Origin of the sequence: Novipirellula artificiosorum, from assembly GCF_007860135.1 — a bacterium.
Taxonomy (GTDB): domain Bacteria; phylum Planctomycetota; class Planctomycetia; order Pirellulales; family Pirellulaceae; genus Novipirellula_A; species Novipirellula_A artificiosorum.
The window spans coordinates 560900-585706 of sequence record NZ_SJPV01000001.1 but is presented as its reverse complement, the minus strand read 5'-3'; the positions used below and the strand labels follow the sequence as shown (position 1 = coordinate 585706).

Below are 24807 nucleotides of genomic sequence, written 5' to 3'. Positions count from 1 at the left end.
GCTGCTGGATAAGCGGTAGGTTCCGATGAAAGCGTACGCTATAGATCGGCCAGACGCCCGGAAATTGAATTCAAATTCATCCAAAAACTGACCGCTAGTGAATGGACCCACAGGTGCCTAATCCGAATCGTCATTAGAACCGCACCCTCTCGTTTCGGGCTGTCATCTGGACAACCACGTCTAGCGAAGTTGTTCCGCATCCCCCACGATTTGTTGTTCTCGGGCAAGTCGTTCCTGCTGACGTCGGAAGTGATCCGCCCATCCGTTGTTGTCCAGCGAGTGGGGATCGACGCTCAGGGCGATCGCCAGCTCCTGTTTCGCCTGCTCGGTATCCCCCTGTTCAAGCAGCAGTGACGCCAGTTCGAGGTGGGGAGTCGCATCGCTGGGGTTCTTTTGCACCGCGCGCACCAAGCTTTTTTGCGCCTCATCAAAACGACCGACTTGTCGCATCGCAATCCCTTGCAACACATCGGCTCGGGGGGGCGTCGCATCGGGTCCGAGCCCGTCTTGCAACCGATCGAGTGTCGCGAGCAGGCGGCCATAGCGTTTTTCTTGATGATAGATCTCCGCCGCTTGCAACTGCACTTCGGGAAAGTCTGGCTGAATCGCGAGCGCTCGGTGATAGGCGGCGAGCGCGCGGGGCAACTGGCCGGCTGCCCGCAAGCAGTCGCCGCGAAGCGCCCACACTTCGGCCGATCCGCGATTGGTCGCCAATGCAGTCAAGCTCTGCTGCTGAGCTTCTTCCAGTCGTCCGACCTCCAAGTACATTCGCCCCAGTCGCTGCACTCGTTTCGGATCGCCAGCGCTTAAGCGGACGGCTTGTTCCATATGCCGGATCGCTAAATCTGCCTCGTTCCGCTGCCACAGCGATTCGGCAAGCCCCCAATGGGCTCGGTCGTCCGTGCTGGACACCTCCAAAGCACTGGCGAACAGCGTTTCTGCATCGCCCCACTGATCGTTGTGCATTGCGCTGAAGCCTTGGCCCGACAAGCGCCGCGCGGCGATGGATTGTCGGCTCTCACCAATTCGGCGAATCGATCGGCAACCGGCCGATGCCAGAACCGCGAGGATGAGTATGATACAGGTGAAAAACGGCTTCATGGATTGTTTCTAGCAAGTTTTTCCTCCCCATAGCAACGCAGAACCCCCACTTGAGAAAGTTCTTTCGGATCGATGCCAGCGACTTTTGAACATTTTGGTCTCCATTTTCTCTATCCTGACAATTGGGAGGCGATGGTCGATGACGACGACCAAGACGAAGGAGTCACGCTGCAGTTACCCCGCGGCGGATTTTGTTCGATTTTGAAGGACGAACGACCGCATGGTGACGACGAAATCATCGACAAAATCGCCGCCGTGATCCGTGCGGACTATGGCGAAATGGAGTCCGAAAAGCTCCCCGTGGAGCCATTTTTTGATGAAGGACTCGCCGTCGAGATGCGGTTTTACTATCTGGATCTGCTTATTTTGGCTCGCACACTGGTGACGCGACTTGCCGGGGAGCGGTTTGTGATTCAGTTCCAAGCGGAAAGCCGTGACTTCGATGCTAATGAACAGGTGTTTGCGGCAATCGTGAAGCAGCTGCGCGACGGGCAGGGTTCGACTCCGCCGGTCGAATGAGGGTCGCGTTGGTGTTGGGGTTCACGGACCTTGCACACAGCGGTTTGATGCGTGCTGACGTATAGAAACGGCCGAACTCGCAATACAGCCGAACGCGTGAAGTCGAGCGGCTACACCAGGTCCTGTTTTCGCTTCTTTCGCCGGTTCTTACTGCATTCACGGCAGACGCCATGGATGATCATTCGGTGGCCCGAAATTCGGAACCCCTGCTCGGCGGCTACCTCGTCTCGCAGATTCGTTAAGGCTTCGCTTTGGAATTCGAACAGCTCGCGACAAACCGTGCAGTACAGATGGTCGTGTTGAGGGTAGCCGTAATCGTGTTCATAAACCGTGCGTCCTTCGAGCTGGAAGCTTTTTAAGAGTCCAGCATCAACGAATTCTCGCAAGGTTCGATAAACCGTTGCGCTACTGACATAGTTTTTCTCGCCCTTGCGTGGCAGCCGTTCCATCAACTCGTCCGCATCAAAATGCTCGTGGTGGCTGAAAATCTCATCCACCAAGAACTTTCGCTGACTTGTCTGTCTCAGCCCGCGCGTTTGCAAGTACTCCTCAAAACGTTCTTGAGGAGTGAGTGCAACAGCAACGGGCGGAAGTGAGGGAGAATTGGACACGAAGGATGAATCGAGGGCAAAGTGTTGCGGCTAGGATACCCCTAGGATACAGCAATCACGATCGGTAACAAAATGTCACGGCGACTTCACAGAGCGGGACTGCCCATTTTGCAGCGGGAAGTCGCTGCGACCTCCCAAACGTTTCCAATTGGGCGTGCTGCTTGTGTTAAGCAAACTGATCGAGCATGCGATCGAGGGCGGCTTCCAGCTTTTCCGGGGTCTCGTAGCTGCCATCTGCGATCTGTCGCCGAATCTCGGCAACCCGGTCGATGCGGATCTCGCCCCCTCCCGCGATCGCTCCGTCGAGTCGATTGACCCCCGAAGCGGCACTACTCAGGTCGAGTTGATCGACCGGGGAGGAGTTCTTTTGGGGGGTCAGCTGTTGAGGCGGCTGAGGTTGTGACCGTTGCACTCCACCTGCATTCTGAGCGGCGGAAAGACGAAAAGGGCCATAAATCTGCATAATCTGATTGCTCCCATGTGGGACGAGTGACTTCTATCAAACCACCGTAACTCAACGGAACGTGAGTCGCCGTGGTACGTTTGATAGATGCAAAAGCGCGGTGATTGACCGAGTCGTTTCGAGTGCCTTCATCCATGAAAACCTTCGATTTTGACCATTTCCGCATCGGTCGTCAGCGCCGCAATCCTTGTCCCAGGATGCAATCCATACAGCGAAAAAGAGACTTTTTCAGCGCGTAGCGGGCGGAAACATTGATTTCATCGTCCACCGCTAAGCCGCAACTCCAGCCCAATTCTCGCTCACGAACCGACATTTCCCCGAAAGCAAGGACGATCGAGAGAGTAGCAGAGTCGTGAAACCGCGATCAAGTGCGGTTTATCGACAACTTTAGCCAAATTCGTCGTTTTCTTACCACAATCTCAACACGCTCACCAAATTGTGATGCTGGTCGGTCCACAGCGGAGCATGATCCAGTTGGTCCGCAGTCGCTGTTTCCGCATCGGCGAGCGAATCGTGTTGCCAAATCTTGTGGCTCGGAGCTGCGATGATCATCCAGGTCGAGTGCTTTGTCCCGATCGTCTCGTCCCCAGCAGCCCGGACGACGCGACTTTCCCATGAAGCGTTTGCACTCAAGCGGTGAACCAGGGGGACGAGGTCCAGATGGTTGTTGGAGACATGAATCGCCAAGATCCCATCGCTCGCCAGCCGGTTGCGATAAAGACTCAACGCTTCGGTGGTCAACAAGTGAGCGGGAATCGCGTCGCTGCTAAACGCATCGAGTACGAGCAAATCAAACCGAGCTTCCGTCATCCGTTCCATTACCAAACGTCCGTCGCCCAAGTGATGCCGGATCGTCGAGGGACAGTGCCGCATGAAGCTAAAATGCTCGTTCGCGATCCGCAGCACCGCTGGGTTGATCTCAACCATGTCAAAGTGGTCCGCTTTTCGGCCATAGGTTGCTAGCACGCCACAGCCAAGTCCGATCACTCCCATCTTGACCGAAGGCTTTTCCTCCTGCAACGCATGGATCACGCGACCGACGCCGCTGCTGTTTCCGTAGTAGGTCGTTGGCTCGCCAGCATCTTCACCATGCCGCTGCATGCCGTGAATCGTGCTGCCGTGCACCAATCGGATACCTTGGTTGTCTTCGATCACTCGCAAAACGCCAAAGAAATTACGATCGGAAGCGATCGTCTTGTCATGGCTAGCCAACGCGACGCTGAGCAGCGGCATGACCATCAAAAGCAGCACCGCCAGTTTAGCTTTTCTCGCTGCCGACCAGTCATAATGGGTCACCCGCCATCCACGGCAAGCGACAAAGATCATGAACGTGAAGGCCGAAACGATCGACAAACAAAGGGGCAATTCCGCAAAACTGCGGAATAGCATCGGGCAGCCGATCGCGACAATGAACCCACCCAATGCGCCACCTGCGGACAACAACGTGTAGTACTGCGTTAAAAACCTTGCTGGGGGTTTGATTCTCGCCACTTCACCGTGACACAACAAACACACACCCAGTAGCAAGATCATGTAACACGAAGCTTCGGCGATCAATTGCACGGAACCCGGAAGCAAACCTTTGGCTTGGATCGCGATGATCGCAACCATCGTGAACGTTGCGATCCATTTTGGCTTGTACCAACTCGGCGAATCAAAGCAAACAATGAAACTGATCAAGTACAAACTGAGGGGCAGCACCCATAAGAAGGGGATCACCGCAACATCTTGGCAAACGTGATTGGTCACGACCAACAGCACGATGGAAGCAAGTGCAGGCAGTGCCAGCCAAAGGAATCGATCCAAGGATTGCACGCTTGCAGGATCGATCGGATCATCGGCTAAGGTGGATTCCGCTGCGGAAGGACGTTTTGACGCCACACGAAACAGACGCATCGCAACGACACCTTGAACGAGTACGAACCCACAGAAGGTCAAGGACCAAACGACCGATTGATTGGAAACGGACAGAAAGGGTTCGACCAAGAACGGGTAACTCAACAAAGCGACCAGTGAGCCGGCGTTCGAGAGCGCATACAATCGATACACCCGATCGCTCGAATCTTGGTAGCTAAGCCACGCCTGAATCAGTGGCCCCGTACTCGAAAGTACAAAGTAGGGTAATCCGACGTGACAGAGCAGCATCCACAGCAAGTAACTGGTTGGCGATTCGGAGCCTGTCGGCTTCCAAATATCCGAAGGTTCAATTGGTAGGCAGAGTGCCGCGGCGCAGAGCAGGGTCAAGTGGATGACGCCTTGAAGCGACGGGGAACCATAGGTTTTCAGCAGATGAGCGTAGAGGTAACCCAAGAACAGCAACACCTGAAAAAAAAGCATGCAGGTCGTCCAGACGGCGGGCGTACCGCCAAACCACGGCAAAACACATTTGCTGATGACAGGCTGCACCTGGAAGACCAGGAACGCTCCCAGCAGCGTCGTGGCGGCAAACCAAATCGTCGGCAGTCCGGATTGTTCGGATGGTGCGTTTTGTGTGGCCTTGTCGTGGGTCATGTTGTTCGCAATCACATGCATGGGGAGGTCTAGACAGTGCCCAAACATAGGTCACAGAAGAAGAAGGCAGACGCGAGAGATCCAGGAAACGGGAAAAAGCAGGTGACGGCGTCGGTATCGCGGATGGAGCTTCCTCGAAGGGGGCGAAGACGAACCAAGATCTCGCCGCGTGGAGCCTGAGTTCCGACGCTTGGTTGACGATCCTTGGATCGCCTTGGTAGGTTGCGTCTAACAACCCATCTCCGTCTTCTCTTGAGTTCTTGCCCTTGTCGATCAGCCCTCCTCGTGACGAAGCAACCCTTGCAATTCGCCAGCGAGTCTATGTGGATGCAACTCGCGCTGCCGGTTGGGGAATGGGCGTGAACTTCGGCTTGGTGTTCGTGAAAGCGACTGGCGGCATTCTCACCGGTTCGGCGGCTCTGATCGCCGATGCGGTCAATTCGATTGGTGACGTCGCCAGCGGACTGGCTGTGCGTGGTGCGCTCCGAGTGGCCCAACTCGAAGAGGATGACGATCATCCCTACGGGCACACCAAAGCCGAATCGATCGCAGGGTTATGCGTCGCGTTGTTGGTCGCATTCAGTGCCGCCGTATTGGGAATCGAGACGGTGAAACGATTCTCGGGCGATTTGCAAACACCGAGTGTGATCGCCGGAATCATCGCGGCAACGTGCGCGATCGCAAAGGAGGCGATTTATTGGTACACGCACCGAGTCGCCCGGCAACTGGATTCGTCCGCCCTGCGAGCAACCGCACTCGACCACCGCAGCGATGCACTCGGATCGGCAGCCGTGGCGCTATCCTTGTTGGCCGCCCCCTATCTGGGATCGGTTGGACCGTATGTCGATCCCATCGCGGCCCTTTGCGTATGCGCTCTCTTGATCGTCACCGGTATTCGTATCTTCATGAGCACGGCTAGAGAAATGATGGATCAACAAGCCGATGAGGAAACGCTTTGCCGGGCGCGCGGTATCGCCGAACATGTGATGGGAGTCGCAAAAGTGGAAAAACTGCGCATTCGAAAAAGCGGACTCGAGTTTTTTATCGAAATCCATGTCCAAGTCGACGGCGAAATGACGGTCGGGCAAGGCCATCGGATTGGTCATCATGTGAAAGATCACCTGTTAATGGAAATGCCACGCGTCCGTGATGTTCACGTTCATATTGAGCCGGTTGCTGCAGTCACCCAGCCCGTTGTGCGTCACAAGAAGTGATGGTCATCAACCGCGATCGTAAAAAAGTCCGTCAAGATGCGACTCACGTATCGCTTGTATGCACGATCGAAGCGATTCTACAATGACGGGTGATTTGTTTTAGCCTGTCAAACTTGAGTTGATGCAAACTCATCCGCATCCCCATTTCTATTTGCCCTGCCATGCCTCTCAAAACCTCCAGCCTGTATTCGATGACCCACAGATTCTGCGGAAGAGCCAAGGATTTTCGGGCCTCGCTTGCCATGGTCCTGCTGGTGGTGCTGCCAGCGGTCGCGATCGCCCAAGACTCGCCCCGACAGTGGGCCGATTCCACCGGTCGTTTCAAGATCACCGGGACGCTGGTCGAAGTCGTCGATGGCAATGCGATGATTCGCGATGCCGCTGGCAAGACCCTCAAAATACCGGTCAGCCGCCTCAGCAAAGCAGACCAAGAGTTCTTAGAGGGAAGCGAAAACCCCTTTGTGATGGTGGAGGATTCGAGTGCCAGCTCCGCTCGCGATCGGAGTGCCGAGCAAACCGTCGATGGAATCGGTGACGCATTGTGGGCAACACCTCAATCGGTCGATTGGGATAGCGCGGAATTGTTTGTACCCCTGGCGGGCGTGCAATGGCAGGTGCCGGAATCGGTCGGTCCTTTGGACTTCGAACCCAAACGGACGCCACTTCTAAAGAAAACCAGCTTTCACGAAAATGTCCACCCACTGGCGATCAATACTCGCTGCAGACGGGCAGCGGTCGGCTATTCCGTTTCGTTCGCCGTCCCCAAAGCACAAACGCGTCTCTCATTGGTCGATCTTGTTTCAGGACGAGCCATCCATACCGACCCGGTCGAAGCCCACATGCGTCCGCTTGCATTGTTGGACAATGGCTCGTCGGTGCTGATGGTGGGATGCAGCGATGATCGTGGTGGGTATGAAAAGAAGACCGAGTTGCAACTGTGGCGATTCGACGGCAAGAGAATCGTGCGTTCAGCGAGCTGGGTTCCGTACGCTAAGGATCGGGACCGTGGTCGCGAAGACGCAGAAGTCCTCGCTGCGGAAGTACTCGATAGCCGTCGTGTGCTGACGATCAGCGATAAAGGACACGTCGTTTTGTGGGATTTGGCGCATCGGACTCCGCTCTGGCACTCGCGGCTCAGCGAGCGGAACTTTGCCATGCAGTTGTCCGTTGATCGAAAGCTGCTTGCGCTGTTTGATGAGAAAACACTGATGGTGCTCAATCCCGAAACGGCTGAGATTTTTGGCAGCACCGCGCTACCGCAGAACACGCAAACCGGATGGTGTCGAGTCGCATGGAGCCCAAGCGGAAAACGAATTCTATTCACGTCGATCTCGGATATCCGCGTCATGGATGTTGAATCAGGACAGTGGTTGTTTGAATTCTCGTTGCCGGGTGGGCCTGTCGCCACGCGAGCTTTGAGTTATCCCGACGAGGACTTCGTTTTGCTCGACAAACGACTGCTGGTCGATTTGCGGAGCAAGATTCAAGTCTGCGAATACCGTGATGCCGGACAAATCGAAACGATTGGGGGCACCTCCTTCATTGCGATTCACTCCGGCAACGGAGGGCTGTTAGCACCAGGGAAATTCCCCCACCCCGCTGCTGAGCAGATGCTCGAAACCGCTCTCAACGACCCCCGTCTGTTCCTGCTGCATCCCGGCGTCGCGGTAGCGATCGACGTTTCGGCCATCCGCAGCGAACACCAACAGGTGGCTCGAACGGGGCTCGAACAATCGGCGGCCCAAGCAGGGTATGAAGTCGCCCCAACGTCCCCGATCAAAATCGTTGGATCAATCAGCGGGCCCAAGCAAGAGGCGGTCAGTTACATTGCAGCCGGGGCGTATATCGTCAATCAATACACGTCATCGGTCAAGTTGGATTGGAATGGCAAGACGCTGTGGTCAACGAGCCAAACCAACGTGCCAGGTATGTTGATGACCAAGCGAGGCCAGACGATGCAGGAAGCGTTGGACGATGCGGGCAAGAAGCCGAACACCGCCATGTTTTCCAACGTTCATTTCCCCAAATTCATGCAAAAACCAAGCGACAGCCAACCCGCCGGACGGCGATCGAACGCTTTGATGCAATCACAGTTTACGCTGCAAGGATTGGTGGATTCAAAGTAGTCCGTGTTGAAGGGAAATGGCTACTGCACCCAGACGTTTGGCTCGTTCTCGATGATCAAGAGTCGGCAATCGATCGGCGCTGCCGTGAAGGTTTGCGAGGTTCCACTCGGCCATTGCACTTCGATTTCTTCGATCGAGGTAGCGTCACCGAGGCCAAAAAACAGCACGCTCTCATTTTTTGAAAGGTATCCGTCTCCGGTTTGCACCGTGGTCGTCTGGGTCTGCTCCGCAGCCCGCACGGTCACGCGTGAGCCAATTGCATCGCGTTCCGAAAGGACGCCCCTCAACTCGAGTTGCAGGAAATGGTTGGGCGTTTTGGTGCGGTTTTCAAGCAACGCGACGTTTTCCTTTAGGTCGGTAACGACCACGTCCACTCGGCCGTCACGGTTGAAATCGCATTGTGCCATCCCACGCGACAAATGCCCCGCTTTCCAATATTCGTCATCCCCTGAAACCTCGGCCTCCACGAATTGATGTCCGCTGCGCGACAGAATTTGCGATGGCATATCAAAACGAATTCCACGCTCGCGAAAATCTTCGATGTGACCGTTGCCGATCACGATATCCGACGTGGTGTTGTTGTCGTAGTCAATCGCTTGGGTCCCAAAACCCAGCATCTTAAACGTTGGCGTTTCGAGACCATAAGTAACAACTTGATCCGAGAACATGCCAGAACTGCTCTGCATGTAGAGGTTCGACCACTGATTTTCAAAGTTGGTGATGTGCATGTCCATCAATCCATTCCGGTCAAAATCGGCAGTCGCGATGCCCATGCAAGCCATCGGCATTCCGCCTTGGCCATAGGCAACGCCACGTGCAACCGCAACATCCGACCACGCACGCGAATCGGAGTCGTTCTGTTTGGGGATCCACCATTGGTTTGCCCGTTGATCGTTGGCAACAAAAACTTGGTTTTTCCCCGATCCATCCATATCGGTAATCAGCAAGCCTAAGCCAGAGCTTGCGATCGCCGTTTCGTCTTTGCCAAACGACTCACTACGCATGGTGCCATCCACTTGTGAAACAAACAATCGATCAAGTCCCGGTCGAAAATGCAGCGGCCCGGGCAAACGTACGGGCTTGCCGGCCGCATCGTATTCGATCGGTAAGTAAATGGCTTGATCATCGATATAGTTCACCGTGACCAAATCGGGAAGGTGATCACCGGTAATATCCGCAATCGCGAGGCTGGTGGTGTAATCGAACTGGTCCCATAACGCGTCTCCTCGTTGGACTTGGAAGGTTCCGTCGCCTTGATTGATCAGCAATCGGTTCGGCCCCAAGTTGGCAATCGCGATATCCATCCATCCATCTTGATTCCAATCGCCTGCGGTGACGCCCGTACTGTAATGCCGGTCGTCCGCAGCAGCGGGTTCGATCACATTTTTGAATTGATCGCCAACGTTTCGGAACAATCCGTTGCCAATCGGCGACAATTCGTTGGGCGGCGTCGTAGCGGCTTGTCCAAAGTAGAAATCCACACGGCCATCCGCATCGTAATCCAAACAGGCAACACCGGAACCGTAGGCCTGAAAGATCTGGAAGTGACGTTCCACGGGCTTCGTCGCATTTTGGTAAGCAAAATGAATTCCCTTTAGCATCGCGACGTTTGCAAACACGGGTGGTAAGGGATTAGCAATGGGTTTGCCGTCGTTTTCACTCGGACGCTTGTTTGCCGCCATCCCGCCCTCAACCTTCTCGCGGATCGCAACAAGCAAATCGTCGTATTCCGTTTGGGTGTGCAGTTCGGTTCCACAGAGTAGCGATGAAGCATCGATCCCTGAGGGATTCGCCACCATCAGCTTGCTTTTGTACTGCTGAAGCGTGCGCATTTGTTGCGACATCGGTGCGATTCGCGAAAACAACAACTCTTGCCACAACACCGATTCAAGCGGACGTCCCATGTGTGCGAGAATGTTGGCCATTTCGGTATAATCGAGTTGCTCGATTTGTTTTGCCCCTACAATTCGCCGCATCAATTGCTGATTGTGCTGAACCAATCGCACTCGTTCGCGGAAGGCGTCTGCCGCTTCTTGTTTGTTTGCGAGTTCAAGTGCTTGAACCATTCCTTGATGAGCTTCCAAGCTGTTCGGCTCGATCATGATGGCTCGAGCAAAGCACTCCGCTGCGGCAGTCGGCTGATCTTGCATCGCCAATTGGGCCACAGCGAGCCAGTACTCGCAATAGTTCTTCCACTCGGTGCTGGAAAGGGCGAGCCATTGAGCAAGCCGCTCGTTTTGCTGGGAATTGGCTAGCGTCCAACCATATAGGGTCTCGCTGGCAGGAGTCCGCTGCCAAAGGTCGTCACGGCAATCGAGTAGTTCCAAACACTCACGCACATCGCCTTGCGAACGCAGTGCACGAGCAGCATTCAAGACACCGAGCGCGCGAATTTGTCGCGCATCGTGGATGTCGGGTTTCTGGGCGACATCAAACCAAACGCGGTGAGGAAAACACAATGCCCGCAGCTCCGCAAGCGACAACGGACTCGTTTCTCCCAAGGTGCGAAGTTGTTGATTTGCCTCGGCGCGAAATCCACGTTGGTTTAAGCATGCGGCAAACCGTCTGCGGACCGCTGCAAACGTCGGGTCCGAATCTAAAATCGCTTGAAACCTCTTGAATGCAGCCAAGTCGTCACCCGATTCGAAAATCAACTCGGCGGCCTGAGCAAGCAATCTTGGGCTTTGCTTCGGATTCGCCTCCGCCAAGTCATCCAATACGCCTGCTGCAGTGACCAAATCGTTTCGCTCGTTCAGCAGCGTCACCAACAACGTGCCCGTTGCCAAATCGTTCGGATCTTGGACTTGCAGTCGCAGTAAGATTCGCTCGGCTTGATCCAATTTTCCTTGTTGGATCAACGCGGAAGCCTCCGCCAACGGATCCGGCTTCGTTTCCGCGGCGGGCGTTTGCTTCGGTGGGGGGTCCGATTCACGACACCCCACGAAGAACAAGCAAACCAAGGAAATCCCCATTGCCGCCACCCTTGTAGATGGCCAAACCACTTCAATTGTCACAGCGTCATCAGCCTTCTTGTTGTGTTGGGAACTCGGTCCGGTTTGCCAGGAAAATGGCGACCGCCAAGAATAGGATCGTCATCACGAACAGCACGATCAAGTGAGTCAACGGAGATTCGGCACCCAGTACGCTTTCGGCACGGCTGCGAGCTTGGTCCCAACTCATCCAATCCGCCAACAAACCACGTAACCGGTAATTGATCGTCAACTTGTTGACCAACGCTGGAATATAGGAGACTCCGTATTCAATCACGATCGTGTAGAACACCGCGGTCACCATCGTTCGTTTGTAAAACAACACGCCGATCAAGACGTAAAGCGCCGCATGCGAAAAGCAGGACAGCACCGACAACGTTGACATGACCGCCCACATCCGAAAGCCACCACTTGGGCTAAGGATCAAACTGCAAACCGTGATCGACACGATTGCAGCCGACACCGACCACATCACCGCAGTCAAGTACTTACCGAACACCACCATGGTTCGGCCGGAACGACGCATCGTCAAATAAATCCACGTTTGTCCTTCCAGTTCGGTACTGACCGCTGGTGTTGCCCACAACAGCAGCCCCAGCAGGCAGGCAACTTCGGGAACGAGAAAATAGAGTGTGATGCCCCAGCGTTCGATCGGATCCATGGGCACAAACGTGCGCAACGTCGCGATGATGGCAATCGGAAATGCGACCAAGACCAACCACATCGCCAAGCGGCCCGCCGAGAACGATCGCCTGAGTTCGAACCACATCACATCAAGGGGTAGACTGGCCCTCATGAAAGCTCACCCCGATGATGTTTCAGGAGCGAAGAAAAGATCGCAGCCAGGTTCCCATCCGCGGTGGTGATGCGGTCAATCCTTAACCCATCTTCGCTAATCCACCCGGCAACCTGCTCGTAGAAGTGTACTGGCTCTCGCAGCGCCACCTTCAATTCCGTTCGCTCCGACAAGAGTTGCAAGGAATCGACCCAGGGCATTTCTGCAAGCCGATGGATCAACTGCGGAGCGTCCCTGCCAATCACGCGAATCTCTTGAGGTGTCTCAGCCAGGATCGACTCGATGTCTTTCGCCGTCCCGGTTGCTAACACGCGACCTCCATAGATCAACAAGAACGAACTCGTCACGGCTTCAATTTCTTGCAACACATGGCTGGCAAACAGCAGCCCGCGCCCCTCAGCGGTCCATGTTTTCAATAGCTCCGTCATTTCATAACGGCCGACGGGATCAAGGCCATTGTAGGGTTCATCCAGGATCAAGAATTCGGGTTCGTGGGCAATCGCTTGAGCGATCTTCGTCCGTTGCCGCATGCCCAGAGAGTAGCTGCCAATCACGCGGTGCATCGCAGCGGTCATGCCGACACGGTGCAAGGCAATTTCGGCCAAGCGTTTGCTTTCTGGTAGCGAAAAACCGTGCAGCCGAACCAAGTATTGAACCCATTCCAACGCGGAAACATTCGGATACAAAATGTCCGTCGCCGGACAGAGACCCACACGGCGAATCAAGTCGCGCTGTCGCCAAGGATCTTCACCAAAGATGCGCACGGTACCCAGGGTAGGACGCAATTGGCCGATCAGCAAGTTGATCAATGTCGTCTTTCCCGAACCGTTCGGTCCGACGAGACCAAAGGCTCCCGCCGGCAATGCCAACGTCAAATCGTTGACGCCAATCACGCGTCCATACAACTTGGTGGTATTTTGCAGCTCAATCATCACTCAGACGCTCAACCTCCGAATCAAACGTCGACGGACAATCCAAAAACCGATGATCGTGATCCCCATCAACACCACGATGGCTGGCATCACGCGTCCTGGTGTTGGATCCAAATCAAAAACCCACGCTTGTACTTTGCCGAGGGTGTGGTAGGGGGACAACAAACGGTATCGGTCCAGATCGATACCAAGTGATTCCCAATCGATCGGTCGAGGCGCCCGACGGCCCTCGGGTGGCCCATCCACCATCGGAGCAAAGGTCAAAATTTGATAGGAGACGAATCCCATTGTCCAGGTTGCAAACCATCCAAAGGTTGCATACCGACTTTCTGCCGTCAGCGACGAGTAGCAAAGGGCCAAAGCGGTCGTCGGAATCATCAACACGGCCGATGCCGCAACGATCCGCAGTGGGATGTCCCACGTTTGCCCAATCACCGAAAGGTCGGGCGAAAGTAGGACGCCGACTAAGTACAGCACCAATGCAGGAACGGTCGCAATCATCATCAACAAAAACCAAATGACTGACGATTTTCCGAGGATGTATTCCAGCGGTGAGAGCGGACGCGAGAAGTAGAGCAGGTAGGCCTTGGTTCGTAAGTCATAGGAAACAAGCATGGGCGCAATCAAGCCAATCAGCAGCACCATCGCAAACAATTGCGGGTAACGAAAAAACGCCAGGATCAAGGTGGACCATACCGCATGCCTCGCTCCATCTCGATCCGTCGCGATCATTTGCGCCAGATCCGGTTGTTGAAACGGGCCTCGCACGAGCGTCGTGATCATGCGGCCCATCTGTGGATCCGTCGAGGAATACTCAAATGCAAAGATTCCCAATGCAGGAAAAATCACGGGCAACCACGCCAACATCAGCATGGTTCGCAGCCACCGTCGACGCCACACCAATGCAATACCGCTTTTGGCGACGACGACGGGACGCAAAAACGGTGGTACCCGCTTGCCGCTCCACGCCCGATACCCCAAATCATTGACTGGCATCAGCATCCTCACGAATCGCATGCGGCTCGGATTCAATCGTCGAAGCCGAACGCCCCAAGGCAACGTCCATAAAGATCTTGTCGAGCGAATTCAGCGCCGGTTCCAGACCACGAATGGACGTATGGGTTTCCGCGGCCCAGCCCCACAAACGAGGCATCTCACGATCATCAATCCCTTCGACCCGGATCCCCCCTTCGCTTTCCGTGCTGACGGCAAAGCCCGCAGCGGCGATGCGAGCAACGAAGTCATCGTGGTTGCCGAGAGTGTGAATATGAATCGTTGGCGCAACCGGTCGGCTGAGATTCGCCAACGAATCCACGACGCGAACGGTCCCCTCGACCAAGATGATGACATTGTCGCAGACGGCTCGCACGTCAGGCAAAATGTGGGTCGATAGGATCACCGACTTGCCATGGCGGCTTGCCAGCGTTCGGATCCGGCTTAGCATTGCCGCGCGTTGATCGGGATCGAGGCCCGTTGTCGGCTCGTCCAAGATCAACAGCGGGGGATCGTGAACCAACGACTGGGCGAACTTCAGTTTCTGTCGCATGCCTGTCGAGTAGGATTCCACTTCGCGATAACGCTCTTCACCAAAATCGCAAAAATCCATGATTTCATGGGCTCGGCGAAGCCCCTCCGTTCCCGATAAACCAGACAAACGGGCCATCAACGCAACCGATTCGACGCCGACCAACCCGGCGATATAGCAATCGTCTTCGGGAAGAAAACCAACCGAATCACGAATCGATCGCACCTGCTTCGGCCACGCGTAACCGAGTACCTGGCCGTGCCCTGATTGTGTTTTCAAGAGCCCCAAGAGCGCCTTGATGAGCGTGCTTTTGCCGCTCCCATTGGGCCCGAGCAACCCCGTCACTCCCGACGCAACACGGAGCGAAACCTCACTCAACGCAGTGACGGCACCGTAGCGTTTGGTGACCTGCTCGATTTCGAGAATGGTGTTCAGTGCTTGGACCCCAGATCAGCGATCAGGCGAATTCCTTGAAACGTACGGCCATGTTGACCGCGAGCGGCAACTCGCCAACGCCGCTCGGTGCGAGCATGCCATCCGCGATCGGATACCGTGGATCCCCATCCGCAAATGCCGATTGTAGCCGCGCTCGGAGGCAGCAGGAACCATGTGCAGATTACGGGCAAGTGTCCGTAGTGCGGCACGACGCAAACGAAGCGAGCTGCCGCTGTGAGTGATGGATACCCACTTCCCGTTGGTCGTTAGTGTTTTACCAAAATAACATCACGGCGAGTGATAACGGATGTGGGCCGGCGTTCAGTGGGGTGGCCTAGCCACTATGCTTCTTTGAGGGGGCCGCTTGGCCGCGTCAACCGATTCCTCGGAAATTCTGTCGAAACCATGACTGACCACCAACACCGATTCGACCATGTCGAAGACTACCTGCATCACCGTTCGCCGTACTTGATGGTGGACCGCATCCTTTCGATCACCGACAACACCCTGGTTGCGGAGAAACGCGTGACAGGTGACGAATTCTTCTTTGCAGGTCACTTCCCTGGTGCCCCGATCGTGCCAGGGGCGATGATGCAAGAGATGACGACCCAGTCGGCGGGGATTCTGATCGCCGCCGAGTACAACCCGATGGCGACATTCAACACACACGATCCCCATGCGAACGAGTTCGCGCTCGGCGTGTTGGTCAAAGTCAAGCAGGCCCGCTACCGCGGCTTCGCTCGGCCAGGCGATCAACTGACGATCGAAGTCAAACTGGTTGAAAGAACGGGCGAGGTCTTTGAATTCATCGGGAAGGTGCTATCGACAGACAAAACGATCTCGAAGAATCGTTTTCAACTCACGAACCTTGCATCCACGGCACTTCGCGGTTGAAACGATCAAACCGCGTCGGCCATGGCAGCCAATTGAACCGATGCCCTGCCCTGCTCTTTTTCCAGGTACGCGCGTCCAAATTTCACATTGACGTGATCCCAGGGAAGCTTGTCCATCAATTCATAGTTTTGATGGACCTGGCGGTCGATATCGATCCCCGCATCCTCAAGCGCCTGCCACCACCGCTGTGGATCGAGGTATTCGGTCCAACCATCCATTCTGGCGCCTCGTTCCCATGCCAGCCGGATCGCTTTTCCTGTTCGTCGATCGCCACGACTCAGGACGCCTTCGAGAAGACTGGTTTCGATGTTGTGACACTTGACGCTGACACTTCGGATCCGGCAGCGGCTACGCAAGTACTTGTGCGCCCAACGGAAATAATCTCGCGTTTGCATTCCATTCCATTGGTACGGCGTGTGTGCCTTGGGTACAAAGTTTGACACGCTGGCGGTGACTTTCGGAAAGCGACCTTTGACTTCCTTCCCGACTTTCGCAATCTCTTCTGCCAAATCTATGATGCCATCCAAATCGACCGGTCGTTCTCCAGGCAATCCGCACATGAAATACAATTTCACTGAATCGAAGTTGTTTTCAAACGCGGCGCGGCATCCCTCAATCAGGTCGCTATTCTTGATCTTCTTGCGAATCTGTTCTCGCATGTCATCGCGGGCAACCTCGGGTGCAAGTGTGAGTGAACTTCGGCGAGCGGTGCCAATCAACTGAGGCAAGCTCCGTAGTTGGTCGTTGACACGCAAACTTGGAACGCTAATGTTCACGCCAAGTGGCTTGAAGACTTCATGTAGCCGGTGGACGAGCGGTTCAAAGTGCGGGTAGTCGCTGCTCGAAAGCGACAGGATGCTGATCTCGTTGAAGCCGGTGTTCCGGTAACTTTCCAATGCGCCGTCGACGATCGTTTCGACCTCGCGGATTCGCAGAGGGCGTTTGATCACGGTGCTTTGGCAAAATCGGCACAAGTGTGGGCAACCTCGCATGATTTCGACCGCGATTCGATCGTGCACGCATTCGATGTAAGGCACGATCGGCGACGTGGGAATGGGGATTCCATCCAGATCGCTGATCACACTTGGGGCAATCGTTTCGGGAACATCCTGGCGTGTGCGAACCAATGCCGTGACGCGGTTGTCGGTGTATTCAGGGAGATAGAATCGCGGTACGTAAGCGTAGGGCAACGCCTTGGCAATTTCCGCGAGGGCTTCGCTGCGTTGCTGTCTTCCTTCTTCGCCGCTAACGAACGTGCCGTCTTCGCCACGGTAGCGATCACGCAGATCGAGCCACAAATCACAGATCACCGGTAACGCCGGTTCGCCGTCTCCGGTGACCATCACGTCGAAATAATCGGCCATCGGTTCCGGGTTCTGGCAACACGGGCCACCCGCCAGCAACAAGGGATCGGCCATGGTGCGCGCTTCCGATTCAAGTGGGATGCCGCCGAGGTCAATCATGGTGAGCACGTTCGGGGAACTGATCTCGTACTGCAAGCTCAATCCAACCACGTCGAAATCGGACAGTGCCGTAAACGTCTCGAGGGAGCAGAGCGGAATGTCATGCTCGCGAAGTTGCTGTTCCATATCGGGCCAGGGCATGAACACGCGTTCGGCACACAGGTCCTCGCGGCGATTGATCAGGGAATACAGTACTTGCAGCCCATGATGACTCATCCCGATCGTGTAGGCATCGGGAAATCCGACACAGATCTTTCCACGCAGCGTGCTGTGGTCCTTGACCACGATGTTTCGTTCGCCCCCCGCGTATTGGGCCGGCGTCTGAACATGCGGCCAAACACGAGATTCAAGCAGTCGTCGACGGGCATGATGGATCATCGAGGAAAAGTCTTTCGAAAGAGGAGTGCTGGGGCAAATTGTCTCAGGACGCTAAAGTGTGGTCGCTAACGGGGGTTCCTGGCAAGGGACGTGAGTCGAGCAGGGTCAGGTGGGAACCGAACGAGAGCACGCTGGTCAGAGGATCACCTGAAAAACAGGATAAGATAGCAACAGAATAGGTAAAAAGATGAGCGAGTTTGAAACGGTCGGGAAAGTCAGCGATTTTGAAGACGGCCAAGGTTTGGCGGTTCCCTACGACGGACGCATGGTTGCCGTGTTCCGCCGCGGAGAAGAGTGGTATGCGATCGACGATCTGTGTCCGCACATGGGCGCATCGCTGGCCGAGGGCTACGTCGACCCCGAGGACAATACGGTCACCTGCCCTTGGCACGCATGGCGGTTTTGCATCCGCGACGGCACCTGGACCGATAATCCACGAACCAAGGTCGATTGCTTTGAAGTCCGAGTGGTCGGTGATGAGGTCCAAGTTCGCGAGAAAGAGTGATTCGGGCTACCTTAGCGTTGACGTGACTTCCAAGGAGAACCCCCTGCAGTCATCCAATTCAATGCCTGCCCGATGCCAAACTTGATTTGCATTGGCTGTTTCGAGAATAGACGCGGGCCTACAAGACGAAACTGCTGTTGACCCGTAGCACGATCGGCGTCGCCGAAGTTTCTCCGGTGACACGGCTTGCCCATTCTTCCGCATCCTGTTCAATCGGTGGCCACGTGTTGTAGTGCGTTGGCATCACCGCAGCCGGTTCAATCAACTTGATCGCTCGGATGCTGTCATCGATCCCCATCGTGTAGACATCCCCGATCGGCACAATCGCCAAGTCCACTTGATGGGCGTACAGACGCATGTCTGTGAACAGTGCGGTGTCGCAAGCGAAATAGATCCGTTTGCTGTCGACCGACAGTAGGAATCCCGCGGGATTGCCACCGTAGGATCCATCGGGCAATTGGCTGCTGTGCAGCGCCGGAATCATCTTTACCGAGCCAAACGGGAATTCGGCGGAGCCACCGAGATTCATGCCGAAGGTGCTCTTCACATGTTGTGTCTCGGTGAACCATTGTGCAATCTCAAACGGCGCGATGATCATCGCTCCACTCTGTTTCGCGATCGACGCTGCGTCCGCGACATGATCGAAGTGGCCATGCGAGATCAGAATGTGGCTGACGTTTTTGAAGTCCTTTGACGTCACGGTCGCAGCAGGGTTATCTTTGAAAAAGGGGTCGAGCAAAATCTTGTGGACGTCCGTTTCAATTAACCAACTGCTGTGGGAAAGCCAAGTCAATTTCGTCATGATTCATTCTCGGTGGGATCGAAGGTAGGGAAGTCTATTGAATTGTGTTCTTCTATTCTACCACGACTCGCCTCGAAGCCGGGCGATTTCCATCGCATCCTTGTCGCCTCGGCCCGACAGACAAACAACCAAATGTTGATCCGGTTTCATTTCTGCGGCAAGCGTGATCCCCTTGGCGACCGCGTGGCTGGATTCGAGCGCCGCAATGATTCCCTCAGTACGTGCCAACCGATCAAATGCTTGCATCGCCCCGTCGTCACCACATTCGAGGTACTCGACTCGGCCGGTCGATTTCCAATAACTATGCTCTGGCCCCACGCCGGGGTAGTCCAATCCCGCACTCATCGAGTGCACGTCGCAAGTTTGACCATCGTCATCTTGCATCACATAGCTATAACTGCCATGAAGCACTCCAGGACTTCCGAACGACAAGGGCGATGCATGGTCCCCCGGTGTGTTCCCTCGACCACCTGCTTCCACACCCACCATCCGCACCGCGTCATCTTCGACAAACGGGTAAAACATCCCCGCTGCGTTGCTACCACCGCCCACACAAGCGACCACGCAATCGGGTAAGCGATCGAACGTCTCCTGACACTGTTCACGCGTTTCGCGACCAATTACCGCTTGAAAATCGCGAACCATCATGGGAAACGGATGAGGGCCTATCACACTTCCGATAATGTAGTGCGTGTTTTCGACCGAGGCCATCCAGTCTCTCATCGCCTCATTGACGGCATCTCGCAGTGTTTTTGACCCACTTTCGACGGGACAAATTTCAGCACCCAGCAGCTTCATGCTGAAGACATTTGGTTTTTGGCGGCGAATGTCTTCGCTGCCCATGTAGACCGTACACGGCAACCCGAAATGAGCGCATGCCGTAGCGCTCGCCACACCATGCTGGCCCGCGCCGGTTTCCGCAATGACCCGAGTCTTGCCCATCCGCAGCGTCAACAAAGCTTGCCCGAGGGTATTGTTGATCTTATGAGCACCGGTGTGGTTGAGGTCTTCACGTTTGAGCCAAATCTGCGCGCCGCCAACGGAATCCGACAATCGCTTGGCGTGGTACAGCGGATTGGGGCGGCCAACGAAGGTTTTGAGCAGCCCGGCGAGCTCTCGCTGAAATTCCGGGTCTTTTTTGGCTCGATCGTATTCTTCGGACAATTGATCGAGGGCCCGAGTCAGCGTTTCGGGGACGAAACGTCCGCCAAAATCACCGAATCGTCCGCGATCGTCGGGAACGGAAGCGGATGCGTGAGAAGATTCGGCAGCGGTACTCATGGAGGGGGGCTCGCAGGGGTCGCGACAAATCGCGAAAGTTTCGGTGAAGGAAGCGGTCGGCGGAAGTCTCTGCTGACTTCCACTTCGATCGGTTTTGATCAATAGTAATCAGGCAACTGAATTGTCGCTCCCCGTCAAACGATGGTCAATGAGGAACCCCAGTGCCTGAACTGCCCGAGGTCGAAACGATGCGACGCGGTATCTTGCCGATTGTCGGCAGCCGGATCGAATCGGCAACGCGTCCCCCCTGCAGCCGCAGACCCATTTTGCTGACGCCCCGCATCGATGCTTTCGATCGACGGCTTCGCGGCAAGCGAATCGTCGATGTTGGCCGCCGCGGAAAACGGGTCATGATCCACATCGAGCAGGGACAAACGATCGTCATCGAACCGCGAATGACAGGAATTGTGCTGTTGGCCGATCCACCCTCGACCGAGCATTTGCGGCTGCGAATCACGCTTAGCGGTGGGGCAAACGATCAGCTCCTGTTTTGGGACCGACGGGGCCTCGGTACGGTTCGTTTAATGACCGCTGAGGAAATCGAGACAACCATTGATGCCAAGCTTGGCGTCGACGCGCTGATCATCACGGTGGACGAGTTGCGGTCGCGGCTGTGTCAAAGCAAACGCGTCATCAAGGTCGCCCTGCTCGATCAAGCGGCAATCGCCGGGGTTGGCAATATCTATGCAGCAGAAATCCTGTTTCGATCCGGCGTCGATCCGCGAACGCGTTGTGATCGCCTCTCACGGGCCCAGTGGCAGCGGATCACCGCGGAAACACACCAAGTGCTCGACGATGCGATTCGCTACGAAGGCAGCACGCTCCGCGACGGCACCTACCGCAATGCGATCAACGGCGAAGGGAGCTACCAGTCCCATCATGGGGTCTATGATCGTGCCGGAAAAGCTTGCCACCGATGCTGCGAAGGAGAGATCCGTCGAATCATCCAAGCTCAGCGCAGCACCTTTTTTTGTCCCGTTTGCCAGCGAAAAACGGGGATCCATCGCTCGTTGTTGTAAAGAAGATGTTCGCCGGATTGGTCGAATGCGGTAGAATGAAGCCAGTGTGTGAAGATCGTCTCGATCGGCTATCGTCCGTTACGGCGAAGCCTGCCCCAATTGCCTAAAGCAAACCCCTATGAAACCTAAGCTCTCTCGTCGTGACTGGCTCCGCAGCGCAACGATCCTGTCGGTTGGCGGTACCGCGGTTTCGTCCGCACGCTCGGCATGGGCCGCACGGGAGCCCCGTTGGGAGGAGGCGATCACCAAGGGACTGAACTGGCTGAGCCGAACGCAGTCCTCGCGCGGCCAGTGGAACACACCTGGTTACCCCACCGCTTTGGCTGCGCTCGCTGGCACGGCTCTGATTGCCAATGGCAGCACCACCACCCAAGGGCCTTATGCAAAAGAGATCGCCCATGCAGCCGATTACTTGATCAGCAAGAGCCGCAACAATGGGCTGATCGGCGATCCGCAGATCGACCCGCGTTACACCTACGGCCATGGCTTCTCGATGCTGATGTTGTCCCAGGTGCTTGGTGAAGAGGGGCTACTCGATCGGCGCCAAGAACTCGTCGAAGTCTTGACGAAGGCGGTTGAATTCAGTGGCAGTGCTCAAACGGCGGCGGGCGGTTGGGGCTATGTTTCGGCTCGCGAAGGGAACGATTTCGACGAAGGATCGACCACGATCACGCAAGTGCAAGGTCTTCGAGGTTGCCGTAATGCCGGAATCCCCGTTGGCAGCGAAGTGATCGATCGTGCGAAGCAGTACATCTACGAATGCAAGAATCCCGACGGTGGCATCAGCTACAGCAGTCGTCAAAAGGGAAGCAGTCGGCCGGCGATCACGGCCGCGGCTTTGGCGGCCCTCTACAACGCGGGTGACTATGACAGCACTCACGTCCCCGAAATGCTGGAATACGCCAAGGAATCCTTGCATGACATCAGCGACTCGACGCGCGCCTTCGGCCATTGGCACTACACGTACCTGTATTACAGCCAAGTCGTTTACCGACAAGGCGACGAGCTTTGGGATGCGTTTCGCGATCGGCTCTACAACCGGATCGTCAGCGAACAACGCCCCGATGGTTATTGGGAAGGCCAAATCCATCCGGTCTATGTGACGGCATGCAACTTGATCATGCTGCAGCTCGACCACGGCTACTTGCCGATTTACCAACGATAGCCACGCTCAAAATCCAAACCGTCGTTTGGCCACCCCACGCATGGATGTTGACGAGCGACGTGTTGGAGAAAATCGCCGCTGGTCGTGCGAAGCGAGCACCACTTTAGCTGGGCACTGCTTCGTGCATTTGAAGATGGATCATGTCGCGGTAGTGACCAGCTCGTTCGAGCAATTCCTCATGCGTGCCGATATCGGTGATCCGGCCGTCTTCGAGGACCACGATTTTGTCGGCGTTGACGATCGTGCTCAACCGATGCGCGATCACAAACGCGGTGCGATCCTTTAACAGTTCCGCCAGGCTGTTTTGAATCAATCGCTCCGATTCGCTATCCAAATTACTGGTCGCTTCATCGAGAATCAGGATTCTTGGGTCCGCAAGAATGGCACGCGCGATGGCGAGTCGTTGACGTTGGCCGCCCGAAAGTTTTACGCCGCGTTCACCGATCACCGAATCGTACCCCAAGGGTAACGCACGGATGAATTCGTCGGCTGCAGCCGCTTCGGCAGCCGCAACGATTTCGTCTTGCGTGGCATTTCGCCGTGCATACGCGATGTTCTCGCGAATGGTTCCATCGAACATGAAGACATCTTGCTCGACCATTCCGAGGATTTTACGGTAGCTCCCCAGCTTGATGTCTTTCAAATCGCGTCCGTCGATCGAAATCGTGCCGCTATCCGGGTCGTAGAACCGAGCGATCAAGTTGGTCATCGTCGTCTTGCCCGCGCCACTTCGTCCGACAAGGGCAACGGTCTCTCCCGCAGCAACGTCGAGATCAATGTCGTGCAGCACGACCGTCTCCGAACCAGGATAGGAAAACGACATGCCCTCGATCGACATGGCTCCTGCCACGTTCGTCTTCGCGAGCATGATCGCACCGGGACGACTCGGCAATTCTTCGTCAACGTCCAAGACATCCAGCACGCGATCGAGTCCCGCCAGGTTGTTTTGGAAACCCACCGCGCTGCCAGCGAGCGTCGCCAGCGGATCAAGTAGCATCGTCAAGTAAACCAAGAACATCATCAAATCGCCCAGCGTCAGTTGCTGGTGGATGATTTGGTAACCGCCGTAAAGCAACAGGACCGTGGATGCCAGCGGGATAATCACTTCCCAAATCGTTTCGATGATTCGCGTCCACCACCAAGTGAAAAGCTGCTGGCGTACCAAATAGCTGCCTTCGCGTACGAAACGTGATGATTCGCTGCGGCTGCGCGCGAAGGTGCGAACCACACGAATCCCGCCAAACGTCTCGGTGGCTCCTGCATCAATTCGTTGCCGTTGGGTACGGATGTCTTTGTAGAGTGGACGAATACGGTTGATCCAGGTTCGATGCGTCGCCCAAACCACCGGCATCAATAGCAGTCCTCCCACCATCAATCGCCAATCGACCAGCATTAAAATCACCAGCGACCCAACGAATTGGACAATCGCTCGCCACGGATTGTAGATCATGCTGAAGATCAAGTCCGCCACACCTCCCGCATCCTCGCGGATCAGGCTGGCCACGCCACCGCTTTTCATGTCGTAAACGTTTTGAAGCGGCAATCTCACCGCGTGTTCAAACACGCGCCGACGGATCCCCACTTGAGCCTGGTTGACCGTTTTGGTCGCGATCCAACGACTGGTCAGACTGACGACCGTCCCCGTGATCGTGACGACCGTTACCAAAACGGCGATCGCAATCAGTAGCGAAAAGGGCTCGGTCGGTAAACCAACGTTGGCCAGCCAGCTGGGAAGCGGCTTCGGCGGATTGGTCAGGGCCGAATCAATCGCCAATTTTGTTCCAACGGGGGGGATCAGCCGCAAACCGATCCCGATGGTCAACAGCACGATTGCGGTGGAGAGCTGGCCACGGTGGTTGGCCGTGAGCCGAAAAAATTCGCGAAACAACTCCCAAAAACCACGTTCTCGCGTCCCCAGTTTCTTCGCACTGGGCCCCGAAGAACCGTGATAGGGACGCGTGTCACGCTGCTTGGGGTTCGCGTTTCGGTCGCGAACTTTTAGGCGATAGGCACGGAATCGGCGGCGGCTTGGCTGAGTTGGCATACCATAGTGGTAGTCAGGAAGGCGAAATTTGAC

The 24807-nt window shown here is 55.6% G+C and carries 20 protein-coding genes; 7 read left to right on the top strand and 13 right to left on the bottom strand.

What is annotated here, in order from left to right; translation table 11 throughout:
• Nucleotides 1–180: 180 nt before the first annotated feature.
• A complete protein-coding gene (locus Poly41_RS01965; RefSeq protein WP_231615332.1) occupies nt 181–1101 on the bottom strand; it encodes a tetratricopeptide repeat protein in 921 nt (306 codons plus the stop codon).
• 72 nt (nt 1102–1173) lie between these two features.
• Between Poly41_RS01965 and Poly41_RS01960 the strand changes: the two genes are divergently transcribed.
• The gene (locus Poly41_RS01960; RefSeq protein ID WP_146524231.1) at nt 1174–1620 is read left to right on the top strand and encodes a hypothetical protein; all 447 of its coding nucleotides are present in this window, start codon (nt 1174–1176) and stop codon (nt 1618–1620) included.
• A gap of 110 nt (nt 1621–1730) precedes the next feature.
• Here the strand turns inward: Poly41_RS01960 and Poly41_RS01955 are convergent, their stop codons facing one another.
• From Poly41_RS01955 to Poly41_RS01945, 3 genes are all read right to left on the bottom strand, one after another.
• Nucleotides 1731–2231, bottom strand: coding sequence for a Fur family transcriptional regulator (locus tag Poly41_RS01955; RefSeq protein ID WP_146524230.1), 501 nt, complete (start codon nt 2229–2231; stop codon nt 1731–1733).
• A 166-nt stretch (nt 2232–2397) separates the two neighbouring features.
• A complete protein-coding gene (locus Poly41_RS01950; protein ID WP_231615331.1) occupies nt 2398–2643 on the bottom strand; it encodes a flagellar biosynthesis anti-sigma factor FlgM in 246 nt (81 codons plus the stop codon).
• A 459-nt stretch (nt 2644–3102) separates the two neighbouring features.
• Entirely contained in the window at nt 3103–5226 is a 2124-nt protein-coding gene (locus Poly41_RS01945) for a spermidine synthase (RefSeq protein ID WP_146524228.1), read from the bottom strand.
• Between the two features lie 245 nt (nt 5227–5471).
• On the opposite strand from Poly41_RS01945, the gene Poly41_RS01940 reads away from it, so the two are divergent.
• Both Poly41_RS01940 and Poly41_RS01935 read left to right on the top strand, forming a co-directional pair.
• A complete protein-coding gene (locus tag Poly41_RS01940) occupies nt 5472–6419 on the top strand; it encodes a cation diffusion facilitator family transporter (RefSeq protein ID WP_146524227.1) in 948 nt (315 codons plus the stop codon).
• Between the two features lie 191 nt (nt 6420–6610).
• Nucleotides 6611–8545, top strand: a complete 1935-nt coding sequence (locus Poly41_RS01935) for an SHD1 domain-containing protein (protein ID WP_197231002.1) — start codon at nt 6611–6613, stop codon at nt 8543–8545.
• 20 nt (nt 8546–8565) lie between these two features.
• Here the strand turns inward: Poly41_RS01935 and Poly41_RS01930 are convergent, their stop codons facing one another.
• From Poly41_RS01930 to Poly41_RS01910, 5 genes are read right to left on the bottom strand one after another with little or no spacing between them, the layout of a single operon-like run.
• Entirely contained in the window at nt 8566–11517 is a 2952-nt protein-coding gene (locus Poly41_RS01930) for an FG-GAP-like repeat-containing protein (protein WP_146524225.1), read from the bottom strand.
• A gap of 49 nt (nt 11518–11566) precedes the next feature.
• On the bottom strand, nt 11567–12331 hold the full coding sequence (locus tag Poly41_RS01925; protein WP_146524224.1) for a hypothetical protein: 765 nt from the start codon (nt 12329–12331) through the stop codon (nt 11567–11569).
• Nucleotides 12328–13263: an ABC transporter ATP-binding protein gene (locus Poly41_RS01920; RefSeq protein ID WP_146524223.1), complete on the bottom strand. Its 936-nt coding sequence runs from the start codon at nt 13261–13263 to the stop codon at nt 12328–12330. The genes Poly41_RS01925 and Poly41_RS01920 overlap by 4 nt, the downstream gene beginning before the upstream one ends.
• Before the next feature lie 3 nt (nt 13264–13266).
• Nucleotides 13267–14259: an ABC transporter permease subunit gene (locus Poly41_RS01915; protein WP_146524222.1), complete on the bottom strand. Its 993-nt coding sequence runs from the start codon at nt 14257–14259 to the stop codon at nt 13267–13269.
• Entirely contained in the window at nt 14246–15166 is a 921-nt protein-coding gene (locus Poly41_RS01910; RefSeq protein ID WP_231615330.1) for an ABC transporter ATP-binding protein, read from the bottom strand. Before Poly41_RS01910 ends, Poly41_RS01915 begins: the two co-directional genes overlap by 14 nt.
• Before the next feature lie 462 nt (nt 15167–15628).
• Here Poly41_RS01910 and Poly41_RS01905 point away from each other — a divergent pair, with 462 nt between their 5' ends.
• Nucleotides 15629–16117, top strand: coding sequence for a 3-hydroxyacyl-ACP dehydratase FabZ family protein (locus tag Poly41_RS01905; protein WP_146524220.1), 489 nt, complete (start codon nt 15629–15631; stop codon nt 16115–16117).
• Between the two features lie 5 nt (nt 16118–16122).
• Here the strand turns inward: Poly41_RS01905 and Poly41_RS01900 are convergent, their stop codons facing one another.
• A complete protein-coding gene (locus tag Poly41_RS01900; RefSeq protein WP_146524219.1) occupies nt 16123–17958 on the bottom strand; it encodes a TIGR03960 family B12-binding radical SAM protein in 1836 nt (611 codons plus the stop codon).
• A gap of 187 nt (nt 17959–18145) precedes the next feature.
• Here Poly41_RS01900 and nirD point away from each other — a divergent pair, with 187 nt between their 5' ends.
• A complete protein-coding gene (nirD, locus tag Poly41_RS01895; protein ID WP_146524218.1) occupies nt 18146–18463 on the top strand; it encodes a nitrite reductase small subunit NirD in 318 nt (105 codons plus the stop codon).
• Nucleotides 18464–18581: 118 nt separating this feature from the next.
• Here the strand turns inward: nirD and Poly41_RS01890 are convergent, their stop codons facing one another.
• A complete protein-coding gene (locus tag Poly41_RS01890) occupies nt 18582–19265 on the bottom strand; it encodes a metal-dependent hydrolase (protein WP_146524217.1) in 684 nt (227 codons plus the stop codon).
• Nucleotides 19266–19322: 57 nt separating this feature from the next.
• Nucleotides 19323–20546: a tryptophan synthase subunit beta gene (trpB, locus tag Poly41_RS01885; RefSeq protein WP_146524216.1), complete on the bottom strand. Its 1224-nt coding sequence runs from the start codon at nt 20544–20546 to the stop codon at nt 19323–19325.
• A gap of 161 nt (nt 20547–20707) precedes the next feature.
• Here trpB and mutM point away from each other — a divergent pair, with 161 nt between their 5' ends.
• Entirely contained in the window at nt 20708–21565 is an 858-nt protein-coding gene (mutM, locus tag Poly41_RS01880) for a bifunctional DNA-formamidopyrimidine glycosylase/DNA-(apurinic or apyrimidinic site) lyase (RefSeq protein ID WP_146524215.1), read from the top strand.
• Nucleotides 21566–21683: 118 nt separating this feature from the next.
• Nucleotides 21684–22730, top strand: a complete 1047-nt coding sequence (locus Poly41_RS01875; protein WP_146524214.1) for a prenyltransferase/squalene oxidase repeat-containing protein — start codon at nt 21684–21686, stop codon at nt 22728–22730.
• A 103-nt stretch (nt 22731–22833) separates the two neighbouring features.
• Here the strand turns inward: Poly41_RS01875 and Poly41_RS01870 are convergent, their stop codons facing one another.
• Nucleotides 22834–24774 (bottom strand): ABC transporter ATP-binding protein, encoded by a 1941-nt coding sequence (locus Poly41_RS01870; RefSeq protein ID WP_146524213.1) that lies wholly within the window; start codon nt 24772–24774, stop codon nt 22834–22836.
• Nucleotides 24775–24807 lie beyond the last annotated feature (33 nt).

Coding starts and splice junctions, on each gene's coding strand:
- Poly41_RS01965 (WP_231615332.1), bottom strand. CDS start 1,101: ATGAAGCCGTTTTTCACCTGTATCATACTCATCCTCGCGGTTCTGGCA.
- Poly41_RS01960 (WP_146524231.1), top strand. CDS start 1,174: ATGCCAGCGACTTTTGAACATTTTGGTCTCCATTTTCTCTATCCTGAC.
- Poly41_RS01945 (WP_146524228.1), bottom strand. CDS start 5,226: ATGCATGTGATTGCGAACAACATGACCCACGACAAGGCCACACAAAAC.
- Poly41_RS01935 (WP_197231002.1), top strand. CDS start 6,611: ATGACCCACAGATTCTGCGGAAGAGCCAAGGATTTTCGGGCCTCGCTT.
- Poly41_RS01930 (WP_146524225.1), bottom strand. CDS start 11,517: ATGGGGATTTCCTTGGTTTGCTTGTTCTTCGTGGGGTGTCGTGAATCG.
- Poly41_RS01925 (WP_146524224.1), bottom strand. CDS start 12,331: ATGAGGGCCAGTCTACCCCTTGATGTGATGTGGTTCGAACTCAGGCGA.
- Poly41_RS01920 (WP_146524223.1), bottom strand. CDS start 13,263: ATGATTGAGCTGCAAAATACCACCAAGTTGTATGGACGCGTGATTGGC.
- Poly41_RS01915 (WP_146524222.1), bottom strand. CDS start 14,259: ATGCCAGTCAATGATTTGGGGTATCGGGCGTGGAGCGGCAAGCGGGTA.
- Poly41_RS01905 (WP_146524220.1), top strand. CDS start 15,629: ATGACTGACCACCAACACCGATTCGACCATGTCGAAGACTACCTGCAT.
- Poly41_RS01900 (WP_146524219.1), bottom strand. CDS start 17,958: ATGATCCATCATGCCCGTCGACGACTGCTTGAATCTCGTGTTTGGCCG.
- nirD (WP_146524218.1), top strand. CDS start 18,146: ATGAGCGAGTTTGAAACGGTCGGGAAAGTCAGCGATTTTGAAGACGGC.
- Poly41_RS01890 (WP_146524217.1), bottom strand. CDS start 19,265: ATGACGAAATTGACTTGGCTTTCCCACAGCAGTTGGTTAATTGAAACG.
- trpB (WP_146524216.1), bottom strand. CDS start 20,546: ATGAGTACCGCTGCCGAATCTTCTCACGCATCCGCTTCCGTTCCCGAC.
- Poly41_RS01875 (WP_146524214.1), top strand. CDS start 21,684: ATGAAACCTAAGCTCTCTCGTCGTGACTGGCTCCGCAGCGCAACGATC.
- Poly41_RS01870 (WP_146524213.1), bottom strand. CDS start 24,774: ATGCCAACTCAGCCAAGCCGCCGCCGATTCCGTGCCTATCGCCTAAAA.